The sequence below is a fragment of the Sodalis sp. (in: enterobacteria) genome (assembly GCF_047607725.1).
In the GTDB taxonomy this organism is placed as follows: Bacteria; Pseudomonadota; Gammaproteobacteria; order Enterobacterales; family Enterobacteriaceae; genus JBLKSS01.
Genome location: NZ_JBLKSS010000138.1, coordinates 1 through 16206, shown reverse-complemented (window position 1 = coordinate 16206; position 16206 = coordinate 1). Strand labels below are relative to the sequence as shown.

General features: G+C 52.3%; 11 protein-coding genes and 3 pseudogenes. 6 read left to right on the top strand and 8 right to left on the bottom strand.

All coding sequences use genetic code 11. The features are described 5' to 3' along the window. Nucleotides 1-616: 616 nt before the first annotated feature. Nucleotides 617-883 (top strand): hypothetical protein, encoded by a 267-nt coding sequence (locus ACMX3H_RS12715; RefSeq protein ID WP_415211096.1) that lies wholly within the window; start codon nt 617-619, stop codon nt 881-883. Between the two features lie 15 nt (nt 884-898). After that, on the top strand, nt 899-1339 hold the full coding sequence (locus ACMX3H_RS12710) for a helix-turn-helix transcriptional regulator (RefSeq protein ID WP_415211098.1): 441 nt from the start codon (nt 899-901) through the stop codon (nt 1337-1339). Here the strand turns inward: ACMX3H_RS12710 and dusA are convergent. Continuing rightward, the gene (gene dusA, locus ACMX3H_RS12705) at nt 1319-2254 is read right to left on the bottom strand and encodes a tRNA dihydrouridine(20/20a) synthase DusA (protein ID WP_415211097.1); all 936 of its coding nucleotides are present in this window, start codon (nt 2252-2254) and stop codon (nt 1319-1321) included. The two genes, ACMX3H_RS12710 and dusA, sit on opposite strands and share 21 nt — an antisense overlap. 1178 nt (nt 2255-3432) lie before the next feature. On the opposite strand from dusA, the pseudogene rcsA reads away from it, so the two are divergent. From rcsA to ACMX3H_RS12690, 3 genes and pseudogenes are all read left to right on the top strand, one after another. Then, nucleotides 3433-3858: pseudogene (gene rcsA, locus ACMX3H_RS12700) on the top strand (transcriptional regulator RcsA); the annotation flags it as partial. 69 nt (nt 3859-3927) lie between these two features. Then, nucleotides 3928-4437, top strand: a pseudogene (gene zur / locus ACMX3H_RS12695) (zinc uptake transcriptional repressor Zur). Nucleotides 4438-5252: 815 nt separating this feature from the next. Next, on the top strand, nt 5253-6467 hold the full coding sequence (locus tag ACMX3H_RS12690) for a metallophosphoesterase family protein (protein WP_415211095.1): 1215 nt from the start codon (nt 5253-5255) through the stop codon (nt 6465-6467). A gap of 488 nt (nt 6468-6955) precedes the next feature. Here the strand turns inward: ACMX3H_RS12690 and ACMX3H_RS12685 are convergent, their stop codons facing one another. Together ACMX3H_RS12685 and lexA are read right to left on the bottom strand one after the other, a co-directional pair. Continuing rightward, the gene (locus tag ACMX3H_RS12685; protein ID WP_025423970.1) at nt 6956-7165 is read right to left on the bottom strand and encodes a CsbD family protein; all 210 of its coding nucleotides are present in this window, start codon (nt 7163-7165) and stop codon (nt 6956-6958) included. A 933-nt stretch (nt 7166-8098) separates the two neighbouring features. Continuing rightward, the gene (gene lexA / locus ACMX3H_RS12680) at nt 8099-8707 is read right to left on the bottom strand and encodes a transcriptional repressor LexA (RefSeq protein WP_415211094.1); all 609 of its coding nucleotides are present in this window, start codon (nt 8705-8707) and stop codon (nt 8099-8101) included. 373 nt (nt 8708-9080) lie between these two features. On the opposite strand from lexA, the gene plsB reads away from it, so the two are divergent. After that, nucleotides 9081-11540: a glycerol-3-phosphate 1-O-acyltransferase PlsB gene (gene plsB / locus ACMX3H_RS12675; protein ID WP_415211093.1), complete on the top strand. Its 2460-nt coding sequence runs from the start codon at nt 9081-9083 to the stop codon at nt 11538-11540. 173 nt (nt 11541-11713) lie between these two features. Here plsB and ubiA read toward each other — a convergent pair whose 3' ends face one another. The 5 genes and pseudogenes from ubiA to ACMX3H_RS12650 form a co-directional block, all read right to left on the bottom strand. After that, nucleotides 11714-12586 carry a 4-hydroxybenzoate octaprenyltransferase gene (gene ubiA, locus ACMX3H_RS12670; protein WP_415211092.1) on the bottom strand — a complete coding sequence of 291 codons (873 nt, stop codon included), beginning with the start codon at nt 12584-12586 and terminating at the stop codon, nt 11714-11716. 15 nt (nt 12587-12601) lie between these two features. After that, nucleotides 12602-13165 (bottom strand): chorismate lyase, encoded by a 564-nt coding sequence (gene ubiC / locus ACMX3H_RS12665; protein ID WP_415211091.1) that lies wholly within the window; start codon nt 13163-13165, stop codon nt 12602-12604. A 184-nt stretch (nt 13166-13349) separates the two neighbouring features. Then, nucleotides 13350-15438, bottom strand: a pseudogene (locus ACMX3H_RS12660) (YjbH domain-containing protein). Next, a complete protein-coding gene (locus ACMX3H_RS12655; RefSeq protein WP_415211090.1) occupies nt 15438-16052 on the bottom strand; it encodes a capsule biosynthesis GfcC family protein in 615 nt (204 codons plus the stop codon). The pseudogene ACMX3H_RS12660 and the gene ACMX3H_RS12655 overlap by 1 nt, the downstream one beginning before the upstream one ends. Further along, nucleotides 15971-16141, bottom strand: coding sequence for a hypothetical protein (locus ACMX3H_RS12650; RefSeq protein ID WP_415211089.1), 171 nt, complete (start codon nt 16139-16141; stop codon nt 15971-15973). The genes ACMX3H_RS12655 and ACMX3H_RS12650 overlap by 82 nt, the downstream gene beginning before the upstream one ends. Between the last annotated feature and the right edge of the window lie 65 nt (nt 16142-16206).

Sequence of the window (16206 nt, the reverse complement as noted above, 5' to 3'; positions counted from 1 at the left end):
ACATTTCTGTTCTCGCGTTCTTCTTTTTACGTGCCATGCCATACCCCCGGAAGCTAAAAGTCTCCAGAGTATGGCGGAACAGAAGATGAGTGATCGGACAGAATCGGAATCGCTGATCGGGCGACCGGAATCAGTGATCGGGTGAAATCGGAATCAGTGATCGGACGTGACCGGAACCAGCACCTCTCCCTACTCAGCGATATACCCATTTATGGAATCCGCGGCCATCGGCTTGCTGACTTATCTCACTGGCCTCTATCCATTACCTATTTTGTGTCCAGCGCCTTGCCTCCTTAACGCCCCATAGCCCGTGATATAATCGCCCCCTTTTTTTTGCCGAGACGACAATTTATCCACCTTGCCCTTGACGAGTCATCGACATACCTATCCATAAACACATAAATAAGCGCAACAATAGCCGCCCACAGATAGCAAAATAAATAAATTAATTATCACCTCATTAATAACCTTGGCCGAGGGAAGATTACACAAAGGGCGGATTGGCTATATCAACGAAGCTGTTAATCATAAATTTATAGGGGGCCAGGCTGGATCAAAAATAACATTTGCGGTAAAAAATAGAATTGCTATGCGGTATTTTTCAAAAGGACTTTATATGAACAGCGATTGCCTATCTCGCGATACTCAGGATAGCGTCATAGCACCGCAGCTGCTAATGCTATGGGAATCGTCCCGTGAACCTTGGTGCGTCAAGGACCTTGAATCACGCTATCTTTATGCCAACTCTGCTTATTACGATCTGCTGAATATTAATCCAGCACTTTTCACCATCCCCGGCTGTTTCGATCATGATTTACCGTTACCGGTGGCGGATTTTGCCTCGCATTTCCAACGCCACGACCGTTGTACCATCAAACAGTAGGATCGCTTCTGCTCCATCGAAATCCACTGTTACGGCCGAGAAAAGCTTATTCAGCCTTATTTTTTCGATAAATATCCACTCTACCATCAGATCACCCGTGAGTGCATCGGCTCAATTTTCCACGCGCGTAAAGTCGAGAACGTCTCGCTGCAAAAGCAGTTATGCGGCAAAAGCCTCGATTATTTCCTGTTTTATCCGCCGGAACCGATCTTTACCGAGGGCGAGCTGGACGTGATCTTTTTTGTCCTGCAAAACATGAGCAGCAAAGTCATTGGCCGTCATCTTGGTCTTTCGCACCGTACGGTGGAGAACAAGCTGCAGGGTATCTATCAGAAAGCGGGAGTACACTGTTTGCGTCAGTTCAGCGAATACAGCCGTCACACTGGTTTTGACCGTTATGTGCCGCAAAAATTCTTAAAGCCCTTGAGTCAATTATTAATGCTGGACGCAGGATAGCGCTTTAATCAACACATCGACACCCGCGCCTGGGCGGTGGGCGTGTTCGCTTAAGTAGCTGCGCCACTGCCGGGCGCCCGGCATCCCTTGAAACAGCCCGAGCATATGGCGGGTAATGTGGCCAAGGACCGTGCCGCAAGACAGCTCCCGCTCTATATAAGGCAACATCGCGTCAATCACCGCCGCCTGATTCGGCAAGGGATCCGCGTCGCCAAACAGCTCGCTGTCAACCCGCACCAGGATGCCCGGATTCTGGTAGGCTTCGCGGCCCATCATGACCCCATCAAGCCGCTGCAGATGTTCCCGGGCATCATGCAGGGTGGTGATGCCGCCGTTTATCATGAGCCGAAGCGACGGGAAATCCCGCTTTAGCTGATACACCCGGTCGTAATCCAGCGGTAGAATTTCGCGGTTCTCTTTGGGACTCAGACCGTTAAGCCAGGCCTTGCGGGCATGAATGATGAATGTCTGACAGCCGCCGCGAGCGGCGACGGTATCGATGAACTCACAGAGGAACGCATAGCTGTCCTGCTCGTCGATACCGATGCGGGTTTTTACCGTTATCGGCAACGATACCGCCTCGCGCATGGCGGCGATACACGCCGCCACCCGGTCTTTCTCGGCCATCAAACAGGCGCCGAAACGGCCGTTCTGCACGCGATCGGAGGGGCAACCCACGTTGAGATTGACTTCATCATAGCCTCGCGCCTGTGCCATTTTCGCGCAGCGCGCTAGCGCATCCGGTTCACTTCCGCCCAGTTGCAGCGCCAGAGGATGTTCCGCGTCGTTATAGGCCAGATAATCGCCTTTACCGTGCAACAGAGCGCCGGTGGTCACCATTTCGGTGTACAGCAGCGCACGGCGGCTCAACTGGCGCAGAAAAAAACGGCAATGACGATCGGTCCAATCCAGCATCGGCGCAACGCTGAACCGGCCGGGCGCAGGCGATGCCAACCCGGCCGAGGTTATCGTGGACGGCTGAACGTTTTGATTAGGGCGGTTTTCAAGCATGGCTGATATTTTCACGTCTGTTCAGGCAATCGGCTACCCACGCGGCCCGGGAACAAAGGGAACCGGCAGGGAATTCTTCGGGTAGATTCTAGCATAGATTAGCGGTTGCCGGTGGCCCTCTTGAAGGCAACCCCCTCCCCCATCAGGCGCACGGTAGGAGAGTAAAAAAACAAAACCGCGGCCAAAACACTTTGGCACCCCCTACCCTATGGGTTATTCAAGCCACTTTCCGCATTGCCTGACTGAGGGATGACACGATTTTACCCCTTTATCCTGTTATCGCCGTCTCCGACAGATGCCGGTTTCGCATGCGAATAAATCGGCGACCTACCGGTATTGAATGACGAGTGCCGGTTAACTTGTAATGTAGCGGATAGGCATTTTGCGTCTTTTATTAATCCCTATAATCAGGGAAAGGAGAGTTAACGGCCTATCAGGCTGTGCTGCTTAAGGCTTTGACGTGATGGGCGCCGCAGCCGCTCGCCGGCACCGGCGGGCTTGGCATGCGTACACCCACTTTGGATAACCTTAGTCAGGAGCTGATGAGATCATTTTATCCCACATTGCCCACATTGCGTCCCAATACTCGGAGGATGGATTTACAAAGGGCCGCGTCTGTTCTATCAAAAGAAAGCTGGGCATTAAAAATACATGCCGGCGTTGCCCAAGGCAAAGGACCAGCGCTAAGCACTCAATCGCGAGCAACTATGCGTAATATTGGTAGGTCATTTTTACTGCTATTAACGGCCGATTCATATCAACGGCACCGGCCTGCGCGGCCCCGAAAATGACGGCAACACGCGAAGTTCTGAGGCCTGATATGTTAGCCAAATAATAATTTCTTTTTCCAGATGGTGAACAAGCTACCAGACTGAGCAATATGACAGCCTTTATCCTTGATCATTGTGTATTTACCCGTAGTCGATGCGGTCATTGCTAACTGATAGTGGCGTGAGAGGAAATATCTATACCCTTAATGATCTTATGAAATTAGATATTCTTTGCCATAAAATTATCCCTGACATTGTCATAATCAGTCAGAGTTATATGCATTCAAAAGATGACGACCGCATTTTAAAACATTAATTGAACGGCTGCCCCACACGTTTTTTCTGATTTTTATTGGTAACGAAAACATTGTCTATAACGCCGTTGTCCCTCTTAAAAGTAATGTTATCGTGACCTCCAAATTCCTTGCCGTTGACAGATTTACACACCTATTCCGTCATTTCGCCGGACAAGAAAAGTCTCCGCTCGCCAACAGAGCAAAACGCTGCGCACCGCTGCGATTCAGTAAAACCGAAAAGCAAATTTTGGCCATGTGGATGGCTGGCGAGAACACCAAAGCTATTTGTGCGCATTTGAATATCAAAGATAAAACGCTGTCGTCACATAAGATCAATATTAAACGCAAAACAAACGCCGATAATAAATTGATTATCTATTATATTTTGAAGATCGCCTGCAGCGTTACCGATGATCTGTATGCCCGCCAATACAACGGTTAAGGCACCTTTAGTCGTGGTTTTTGTGCCTTCGTGGTAATATGACTTGAGAAACCGTAACCGGGGAGCATCATGAAAGCCACCACTGAAAACCCACTTCTCAGCCAGGTCGAGCAATTGTGCGAGCAGCGCAATCTCCGCCTGACGCCGCAGCGGCTGGAGGTACTGCGCCTGATGTCGCAGCAAAACGGTGCGATAAGTGCTTATGATTTACTTGATTTATTACGTCAGTCTGAGCCGCAGGCAAAACCACCGACCGTTTACCGCGCCCTGGATTTTCTCCTAGAGCAAGGTTTTGTTCACCGCGTCGAATCCACCAACAGCTTTGTGCTATGTCATCATTTTGCCGAACCGTCCCATACCTCCGCTTTTTTCATTTTCGACCGCTGTGGCTTGGTCACTGAACAAACCACGTAGGGCATTGAAGACATATTACAGTGTATGGAGGCCGTCGCCGACTTTACTCTCTCCCATAACGTGGTAGAAGCGCCCGGTTTCTGTCCGCAGTGTGCTGAAGTGCAGGCCTGTGAGCATCCTGACGTGTGCGAACACGACCACAGCATTGCAATAAAAAAACGATAAAAGTCCTCACCTACCTGGGCATAATTTTATTGAGGGGGGGATGACGAACCCTGTGATCGGGTGGGCTAACAACGCCACGTTTTAGCACAGGTAAATAGGGCGCGTAGGCTGCGAGTAGCGTCATCGCCGTTCACCACTCCCCCTATGACAGACATCAATTGCGTTACTCTGCGACGCCACATAGTTAAAAATGGCTAACCCGCGCCTGCCTATCGACCCCTCATTATTACTTTTACCCTCCCGTCATAAGCATGGGGTAAAAAAAATGAAATCGCAGCCAGAATACGAGCTCTGCACTGATGTGGTAATATCCGATATCACTTGATCCAAGGTAGGGTATTAATCCATTGTTGTTAATGGCAGTATTTATAGTAATGTCGTTTTGGTGGCAACATTACACATAGGCACGGTGTTGTCGAAAAGGGATGAGGTAACGTTTAGTGTGATGTAGATTTGCCTCCTCACCTTTTGGCCATAATAAATGTGCAGCGGTCGTCTATTATCTGGCGTGATAAGATCTCCCTCCTGCTAAGTCGCTCAATAGCGTCATTTATTTCTCAGCCCTCTATCAAAAAACATGCCATCAAACTAATAATCCATAAAAACGTTATATTTATAAATCATAGCTTTCCTATTAACGTCAATATAGGGCTAATAAGTCTACAACCATCGTTGATGGGATAATGTCAACCGCTAAGGAGCGAAAATATGATTATTGGATTAATTAGTGATATTCACCAAAATGGGCAATATGAGAATGAGGTACTGGAAAATCATTAAAAAATATGGCAAAAAATGGGGCCACGGCATTAATTATGGCCGGCGATATCGGTGATGCGCACAGCAGGCGAGAGAAAGCGTTTTCAATCATAAACGATTGTTTCCCCCAAGAATTTCATAACGCCATGATGCTTATGTTGGGCAATCACGATGTTAGAACGGGTGCAAGACCAGATAACTCCTTAGACCCGGATTTGGTAAATTTATATCATGGCTATTTAGATAAGTTTGGCATTCACTATTACGATAATACCATGTGCATTGACTCTTGGTTTAATGATTATCATATTTTGTGTTTGAATACCGATCTCGGCCTCAAAGATAGTATATCTTTGAATGATCATTCAATAACATGGTTAAAAGAAAAATTAGCAGAACATAGCGACATCCATAAACCCATTATTGTTGTTACGCATCAATCATTTAACTCATCCCATTGGCGGGCGGGGCTTTTTGGTGGGTTTGGCGATCAGGATGAAATGCTTAAGGAGTTATTTAACAATTATCCGCAAATCATTATGCTGAACGGCCACATACATAATGGTTTGGGTGTGATCGAATTCATTCAACGCCCTTTTGGCACACTTGTCGAAATTCCCAGTTTGACAAAAAGTGAAAATGGCGTTAAATCAGCGGGCACGGGATGGTTAATAAAAACGAGCCGGGAAGCATTCGTTTTTGAAGCATGGGATTTTTTCAACAACAAGAGATTAGATGAATATGACCAGGCTATTAACCTTCCGCAATTATCCGTCTTGGCAAAGAAACTAACGGAAGTCGAGAAGAGTGAACCGCAGGACCTGCTGTCCAAAGCGTCAGTGTTAATGAACAAGAAGTACCTTAACGATACTCCTGATGGCGATAATACCGTCAAAGGGCAAAGTGATTATGGTATTGATAAGATGTATGATGAGAAAAACTGGCTCGATATTGAAGCGTTACGACATGAAATGATTGATTATTTAGATGAGAAAAAATTCTATCATTTCCCCATAAACAATGGAAAAGATATCAGCGAGGAGTCATTGCGACAAATATTAAATGACCACGATCATATCCTTATAAAAATGTACGATGGGGGATGGGCCTTTAAAATTTCCATTCCTTCAGTGGCAGAAGTCAATAAAATGATAAAAATCGTCACCAACGCCGGCTATCAGACGCGGGTCTATTACGATAACGAAGAAGTGGTCCTCAAGAGGGGGGATATTTTGACGGTTACTACCCGAGCGAATTGGCATAAGCTTTAAGCAGTTTAAAGGCTGAGCAAAGTGATGACTGATAATAGAGTTAAAGTACCCTATATCTCATCGAAATTAGTGATGATTAAAACCACAACCTTGAGATAGCCTCTACTGGACCAGAAAGGCTGGATAATTGACGGCCATCATAGCTCAGAAAGGTTGATAAGCGCGGAGCGTCATTCATTGACCTGGGCTAATTAGAAGAGGGTTTATGTTAGAGCAAAACGACAGGGGGACACTCTCATTATCATACAAACAAACGTAGTAAATAACCTCGACATGAACTTCAACGAGTAGCAACACATTTGCGAGATGTAGCATTTTCAAACAATGGGGGAGAATAAAATCATCTTAGCTTGCAGCAGCCATCACTCCACCTCATAGAAATAAGTGAATCCCACCTATGAGCCATGTGGTACATCCCTGTACCTTTGGGTAGGAACAATTCGGTGGGAAGCTCTTATGCTTACCCACCCTTTATAGCCTGAAACCGCTTACCAACGATATTTATTACGTGTTTCCCAATCTTTCACTTCAGTTTCGGCCGCGTCTTTGCCGTATCCATAGCGTTCCTGGATTTTACCGACTAATTGATCGCGTTTACCTTCCACCACTGTCAAATCATCATCGGTAAGTTTTCCCCATTGTTCTTTGATTTTACCCTTGAATTGTTTCCAATTGCCGCTGGCTTCGTCTTTATTCATGTTATGACTCCTTCTGTAAGGTAGTTTATCAATAACCTTCATTTCCTCGTCTGAATCCGCAAATCCAGCCATACCGTGTAGAGAAGTGATGCGCTAAGCTTTAATTAAATTATAGCAGCGGATTTGGCAAAGGCTGGACTTACCAGACGATCCCATCGTAAAAGGGCTTTTTGAGTAGAGATTTCGGAATAACACCTGTTAAAACAGCAGGAAGTAAGAAGGGGGCGGAACACTTAGTCTGTAAGCAAATGTGTCGGTAACTTAGTTGACCAACGTGACTCACAGCGGTGAAGAGACAAAATGCTACGTAAGGCCCGCGTTTGCGTACTCATTAGCGCCGAGCGAACGGCGACTAGATCCCTAACCTTAGATAATAACCCCCGAGGATACGCCGTGGAAAAAAGTTTGTGAGTGTTAACTTCAAAAATTGTTCCACATGTATGACCTCAGGCGTGAACCATAAATCCCCTGATTTCAAGGCTTGTGACGTTGATCCAGGCGCAAGACAAAGGGCGTCGAGCGCAAACAACCATCCAGTCTCGCGTTTCCAGGCCCAGGGCACCGGCAACCACCCAGTCTCGCATTTGCAGGCACAGGGCGCAAGCAGCTCTACCGTTTCAAGTCAGCGAACACGGGCAACATCCAGGCATAAATTCGTCGGTGCTGGGCACAGGTGATTGCCGAAACACCAGCACGCAGGCGGATAACAATGAGGGCAAGCCGCATCGTGCCAAGATAGCGCACTGCGGCAGAAAGGGAGCGGGAGAGCATTAAGCTGTAAGGTGTTTATCTCTCTGCCGAGAGTGGTTTCTCCAGTAAAAGCAGCGCCGGGAGCTTAAGGGCACAGGCCGCATGGCAACCGAGACGACATTTGCTAGGGAAACAGGCGACCGCGCAGCGGGGTCAGCGTTGTGCGGCCCCGCCGCGCTGCGATCATAGCCAGTTGCCGTTGCGTATTACGCCTACCACAAGCCCCTCGATGAGCAGTTCCTGCTGGCGCAGATCCACCACAATGGGGGAAAATTCGCTGTTCTCAGGTAATAATTCGACGATGCTGCCCTGACGTTTCAGCCGTTTGACGGTGACATCATCGTCAATGCGCGCCACGATGACCTGACCATTACGGGCTTCCTGCGTTTTATGGACCGCCAGCAGGTCACCGTCCATAATACCGATATCTTTCATTGACATACCACTAACACGCAGCAGAACATCCGCGTGAGGCTTGAACAAGGTGGGATCCACCTGATAATGGCTTTCAATGTGCTGCGTCGCCAGCAGAGGCTCTCCGGCGGCCACGCGACCAATCAGCGGCAATCCGCTTTCCTCTTCAATCATCAGACGGATGCCGCGCGATGCGCCGGAGACAATTTCGATAGCACCCTTACGCGCCAGCGCTTTCAAATGCTCTTCCGCCGCATTGGGCGAACGGAACCCCAGACGCGACGCTATCTCGGCGCGCGTGGGCGGCATGCCGGTCTGCGTGATATGGTCGCGGATCAGGTCAAAAACCTCTTGTTGTCTGGTGGTTAGCGCTTTCATTCCGTCCCCTGTTTGTTTATACAGTCTTTCTGAGAGTATATACAGGTCATTATCAATTGAAAACCGAAAACGCGCGAAATAGGGTGCCATTCACGATAATATAAGTCCCTTGCCGCACAGTTGCGGCAACCGGGCGCCCAGAGACATGGCGCGGGTAGCGCTCAAACCGTTGCCCCGTATCCCTTGGTTAGCCACCACCACCCCGGGCCGGTTACCCGCGAGTGCCATGGAACCCGAACCCGGCGGGCACAAATTTTGCACGTGATGCCGCAGCGGTTGCCGCTGTGGCCCCAGACGCTAACGCCGCCACAGATCCACCGCGCGGTTTCTGGTATTCTTGCATCGCATTGCTAACAAGAGGCTTCACAAAGACATGTCAGGTTGGCGTAAAATTTATTATACGTTGTTGGATTTACCGCTAAAGTTGCTGGTAAGAAGTAAAGTTATTCCGGCCGATCCGCGCGCTGAAGCCGGCCTCGATCCCCGGCAGCCCATGATGTATGTGCTGCCCTATAATTCCAAAGCGGACCTGCTCACGTTACGTATGCAATGCCTGAAACAAGGGTTGCCCGATCCGCTGACACCGCTGCATATCGATGGCGTCACCCTGCCGCGCTATGTTTTTATTTATGACGGGCCACGCGTACTGTCGTGGTACGCCGAAAAAACTCAGTCGGTTTCGCTGTTTCATAATTATCTTGATTTGCACCGCTCGAATCCTGCGCTGGATGTGCAGTTGGTGCCGGTATCGGTCATGTTTGGCCGTTCGCCCGGCAGAGAGTCGCAATCCAGTCAGCCGGCACCGCAGTTGCGACTGCTGAACGGTATCGAGAAGTTCTTCGCGGTGCTGTGGCTCGGGTGCGATAGCTTCGTGCGGTTCTCACGGCCGTTATCGCTGCGCTATATGGCTACCGAGCACGGCACCGACAAGTCTATCGCTCAGAAACTCGCCCGGGTCGCGCGCATTCACTTTGCCCGGCAGCGGCTGGTTGCGGCGGGACCGCGGCTGCCGGTACGCCAGGATCTTTTCAACAAGCTACTGGCCTCCAAAGCCATTGAAAAAGCGGTGGAGGATGAGGCGCGCAGTAAGAAAATTTCCGTGGAAAAGGCCCAGCAAAACGCCATCGAACTCATGGAGGAGATCGCCGCCGATTTTTCTTATGAAGCGATCCGCCTTTCGGACCGGGTGCTGAGCTGGACCTGGAACCGGCTGTATCAAGGTCTGCACGTGTGCAACGCCGAGCGGGTCCGTCAACTGGCGGAAGAGGGCCACGAAATCGTCTATGTGCCTTGCCACCGCAGCCATATGGATTATCTGCTGCTTTCCTATGTGCTTTACCATCAAGGGCTGGTGCCGCCGCATATCGCTGCAGGCATTAATCTCAATTTCTGGCCGGCGGGCCCGATATTCCGCCGCCTGGGCGCGTTTTTTATTCGTCGCACCTTCAAAGGCAATAAACTCTACTCTACTATTTTCCGCGAATATCTCGGCGAGTTATTCACCCGCGGCTATTCGGTGGAGTATTTCGTCGAAGGGGGCCGCTCCCGGACCGGGCGACTGCTGGAGCCGAAAACCGGTACGCTGACCATGACCATTCAGGCCATGCTGCGCGGTGGCAACCGACCCATTACCCTGGTGCCGATTTATGTCGGCTATGAGCACGTGATGGAGGTGGCGACCTACGCTAAAGAATTGCGCGGCGCGGCTAAAGAGAAAGAGGGACTATGGCAAATGCTGCGTGGATTGCGCAAATTACGCAATCTCGGTCAGGGTTATGTCAATTTTGGCGCCCCGCTGCCCCTGGCCACCTGGCTGTCGCAACAAGTGCCGCAGTGGCGTGATTCCATCGATCCCATCGAGGCCCAGCGCCCCGGCTGGCTTGCGCCGGCGGTGGATGACATTGCGGCTACCCTTATGGTGCAGATCAACAACGCCGCCGCGGCCAATGCCATTAATCTGTGCTCCACCGTGCTGCTTGCCTCGCGCCAGCGATCGCTCACCCGTCCGCAGTTGCTGTCGCAGTTAGCCTGTTATCTGGAGCTGCTGCGCAATGTTCCCTATGCACCTGACATCACGGTACCCGATTTGACGCCGGAGGCGCTTTTGGCCCATGCGCTGGCGATGAATAAGTTTACCGTAGAGCAAGATACCATCGGCTATATCATCTGTTTGTCGCGCGATCAGGCCGTATTGATGACCTATTACCGCAATAACATTCAACATCTGTTTATCCTGCCGTCGCTGGTGGCGAGTATTATTTGCGGCCGTCCGGGAATCGCGCGCCCGCAACTGCACCAGCGGATCATGCTATTGTACCCGCTCCTAAAAGCGGAGCTGTTTATGCGCTACAGCAAACAACAGTTGCCGCCGGTCATCGACAGTCTCATTGCCGAACTGGCGCGCCAGGGGCTGGTGGAAACGCGGGAAATGCTGCTGTACCCGGCGCAACCGCGTCTTCACGCCCTACAGCTGTTGGCCGCCAGCGTGAGCGAAACGCTGCAGCGCTACGCCATAACCTTTTTGTTATTGCGCACCAATCCGCCGCTTAACCGCGGCACGCTGGAAAAAGAGAGCCGGATTATGGCGCAGCGGCTATCGGTACTGCACGGTATCAACGCGCCGGAGTTTTTCGATAAAGCGGTATTCTCGACTCTGGTGGCGACGCTGCGCGCCGAGGAATATATCAGCGATACCGGCGACGCCATCGATGAGAAAGTCAGCGAGATGTGCGACATTCTTAGTGAGTTGATCACACCGGACGTCCTTGGCGCTATCGAAAGCGCCAGTTTACTGGCGAACGGGCCGGCTATCGCGGCGCTGCCGGCGGAATAAGCGCAAAACCGCTGCTGGGCGCGATGGCGAAAGCGCCGCGGCGACGCCCCGAACAAGCGTCCGGTGCCGCCGCATCCAGCCCCCCGTCGCGCCGACAGCGGCCGCCGACGCCACCCAACAGAGATAGTGTAAACCCCGTTATTTCGCGCCGGTACGCGTTCAAATGAAGGAGCTTAATGCGGCAATAAACTCAGCAAAATGCCGATAAAAATCAGCATCCCAACGAGGTTATTATTCAGAAACGCCCGAAAACAGGCCTGTCGTTCGCGGTTGGCGATAAGCTTTTGCTGCCAGAGAAACAATGCCGCAGCGCCCGCCAGGGCCATATAGTAGATCCGGCCGAGCCCGGCCTGCCAGCCGATAACACCCAGCAACGCCAGTGTCGCCAGTTGCAACAACCCGATGATTAGTTTATCGAAACGACCAAAAAGGATGGCGGTGGATTTGACGCCGATACGCAGATCGTCATCCCGATCCACCATGGCATATTGGGTATCGTAAGCCACCGTCCAGGTGATATTCGCCAGAAATAGCAGCCAGCAATTTAAAGGTAAGGACTCACTCACAGCGGTAAACGCCATCGGAATGGACCAGCCGAACGCCGCGCCCAGCACCAGCTGCGGCAAATGTGTGTATTGCTTCATGAACGGATAAACCCACGCCAGTGCCAGCGCTACCGTTGACAGCGCGATGGTCATACTATTCAACGTCAACACCAGCGCGAACGAAATCCCCACCAGCGCGCCAAATAGCAGCTTGGCCTCTTTTTCACCGATTGCGCCGCTTGGCAAGGGGCGGGCGCGGGTACGTTTGACATGGCTGTCTATTTTACGGTCCGCATAATCGTTAATCACGCAGCCGGCGGCGCGCATAAAGAAGACACCCAGAATAAACACCGTCAGCGTTCCCAGAGCGGGCACGGCCTGGCCCGTCAGCCACAGGGCCCAAAGTGTCGGCCACAGCAACAGCAGCGAACCGATAGGCTTATCAATCCGCATCAATCGGCACCATGCCTGCCATTTATCCTGTGTCAGACTGTGATCCAACGGAATTCTCCTTTTCTATTCTGGTGCATCGCAGACGCGGGCATACAGCGGGCAATCGGGTAAAAACGCCTCTGTCAGCAGCAGCAGTTGCCCTTCGGGGAGCAGGTGGGCACGCCACGCCCATAGGTCGCCCACCCGGCCGAATTGGATAACATCGCGCGCCGGCGGCCGGTGACGAAAAAGCCATTGCCCGAGCGGCACATCGCCGAGGCTCAGCACGTGCTGTGCCGGCCCTGCCTTTGTCGCGGCGTGAACCAGGGTGCGCGCGGTCAGCCAGGGCCTGTCATAACCATAGAGCACCACTTCCCGCAGCCAGAACCGCCCGCAGTCCGGCAGTAACGCCGCCTCGCCCGGTTCGACGCAGGCGGAGACGAACCCTTCGCGAAAGCGTTGTACGCGGATTTGCCCGCAGTAGCGTTCAAGACGGCGCGTCATCGATCCGCGCTCGGTCAACCAGCTTCGCGTGACGTCATCGGGCCACGATGGCGGCGCGTCCAGCCACTGAATACCGTCAAGTAGCGCAACAATGGCCTGATCCGGCATAGGGTCCACGCTCGCTCCCGGGGTTAAAGATTTCATTGTAGCCCAGAACCGCCTTTCATTGACATGCCACACCTACAATTCACCACGGCGGAGCGTGGTTTCTCGTCCGCCGCAGACCGACACCCCTCTCCGCGATAGGCGGAGGATCCCTGCCAAGGCTCGGGTGAAAAAAATGGCCTCCATGAGGAGGCCATCTGCATCATGTACCGCGTCCGAGCGCTTATTCTACCGCGGGAGAACGTTCGTCGGTCAGACCATATAATAGTATTTGCGTCCCACCATCTGACCACCGTCGCTGGTAAGCGGCGTCCAGTTGAACTGCGCGCGGGTCCGGTTCGGCGTTACCGTTAGGACATCCAGCGGGATCGACAGATAGAAGCCTTTGGTAAAGGATCCCTCGCCGTATTCCTCTTTCGAGACGTTGGTAAAGGTGGCGTAAGCACCGGCGGTAATACCGCTGTCGAAACGTTTGGAGAGGTCGAACGTGACGCCCTTGTCTTTCGCCAGATACTGCCCGACGCTGGCTTTGACCAGTACCCTCTTAAGGAAGGTCGGCTGCCAATACCCCGTCAGGTTACCGGTAGCGACCTTGTAGTCGGTGAACTTCATCATATTGTCCCAATCGCGCTGCTTGACGTAGTTACCGTCAACGCCCACCGCCCAGTTACTGTCCAGCGGACGATAAAGCAGCTCGCCGCCGACGCCGCCATACATCATCTCCAGATACCCACCGTACAGCTGGCCGTACCAGCCATCGCCCAACCGATCGATATAGGTGGTCTGCAAATTGCTGATATACACGTCGTTTTGCACGTAGGAGCGGATATGGGTGCGCCCGCGCGGCAGATGGGAATCCGACGGCGGATCGGTGTAGTTAAATTTATCGTAATTATTCACGATATTGCCGAACAGGCTGCCCGACAGCGCCCAGTGGTTTGTGAGCCAATAATTGGCCGTACCCTCCACGCCGATCTGATACAGATAGAAACTTTCCGGGCCACCGAAGGACTGGTTCAGCACCGGCGACCAGCTCAGCTGCAGCCGGCTGCGGTCGATGTAATAGCCCTGCTCGGCGGTTTTTGGCACGTCGGGCTCGACGCGGCGTTGAATCAGCGGCTTCTCGTGGCCCAGCGGATAGCCTTGTAGGGTGTCTTGCAGGCTGCGCACATTGGTTTCGGTGGTCACCATCGGCATATTTTCGCGCATTTCGGTGACTTTCAGCGTGTCGATATTTTCCGGCAGATTATTCACCATAATGCGGTTGGCGCGATCCACGCCCTCCGTGCTATCGCGGTATTTATACTGCTGGCCGGTCATATACATGGTGTGACCTTTCACCTGAATATGCGGTGCCGTATATCCGGCGTTACTTTGCATATCGGTCAACTGCTGCGCCACAACCTGATGCTACAAAATCTCCGTCTGCGGATTCGGGGCGTAGTCAGGTTTTTTCTCGTCGATATGCTGCTGCCGCAAATCGTTAAAGTTGGTGCGCAGCGTAACGCCGAACATAAAGGTGTTGCCGCGTTCGTAGCTTACGTTGACGTCCGCCCAGTCGGCGACCCGGTTAATCGCCACAACGTTAACAGGGGATTTCTGATCGAGGGTCCCTGCGAAATCATCCTGGTAATTGTTACCTTCGTACTCGACCTTCAGGCGCAGCGGCTGCCAGGGGGTTTGATATTCAACGCCACCACAGACCGCCGACGGCCCGTGGAAGAAGGAGTCGGTATTAAAGTTGCCGGCCCGGCGGTTGGAGTTATCGCGATAGCAATAGCTGTCTTTGACCTTACAGAACGGGTTGGTGACGTTACCACGGCTGCCGAGATAGCCCCATCCCAAACCCAGGCTGAAGTCGAACGGCCCCCAGGCTTTGCTGGCCGCGACGAATTCGCTGTCGAACAGGCCGGTACCGCTGAAGTCGCGTACGCCCACCGATAACTCAGGCAGCCAATAACTTTCTTTCAGCAAGCGCAGCTTGAAATCGACGCCCTTATCTTTTTGTAGGTCTGATCGCCGCTGAAACTTTCCACGCTGCTGTATTTCCGTGTATGCACATCGGTATAGCGGATGGTGCTTTCCAGCCAGGGGAACAGCTGCAGGTTCAGGGAGTAGAAGCGATATTGATCGTTATCACGGTAGTTCATGCTGAACTCGCCTTCCCGCGCCATACGTCCGGTAGGCGTTTGCAGCAGGCCCACGCCACCCTGATCCATTTGCGACGGCCCTATCGGTTCGGGATAAGAAGCGGCCTGACAGGCGCTGGCCACCGATAGCGCAATAAAACTGAGGAGATATTTTTTATTCATCAGTCAGGGATCCGGTGAGTCAGTAAGGAGATAATCTGTTCATTTACATCCCGGTAGACCCTGGGCAGTGACCAGGAAGAGAATCCGACATAGATGATGCTGCCCGGTGCCACTTCCACATGACGGCGATTCCAGTAAGCCACGGGCACTTCCTCCGTTTTACCGTTCGGCGCGATGACCCAGGCCACGTTTTTTTCCGCACCGCTTAACCGCTGGTGGGTTTGCAGATATTCGGCGACATCGCGACCGGGCTGATAGGGCTGCGGGCCGGCAGGCGTCGTGACACCGACCACCAATACGCTGGTGGGCCGGGATAAGGTATAGACGCTATAATCGCCGCTCAATCTGCGGTTGGCCTCGGAATGTAAGCGTATCCAGTCAGGATCCAGCGGCACAAACTGCCGTCCGGTCACCCGCATCGCGGCCAATTCGCCGTCATTATCCCCGCACAGTTCGGCACTGAAGGCACTTAATCGAGCCAGCAACTGTTGCTGCGTCTGCTGCTGCACCCCGCTGGCCCCCCTTTCCGCTATCACGGTGCCCGGCCACCAGGTGCGCCCGTTAAGCTCCGGGCGCAGCGTAAGCTGTTCCAGATTGGCTGCGCCTTGTAACACCACCGCCTGGGATTACCGTAAGCGCCCCGTGGAGGACGTCTTGAATTATTGGTGGGTTTGTTGTATGGCCCGGTAAGAATATGTTCCACTACGATGCCTAGTGAACCCGCATCCTATAAGGGACGGCTGTCAGATCATGGATAATCCGGCGATG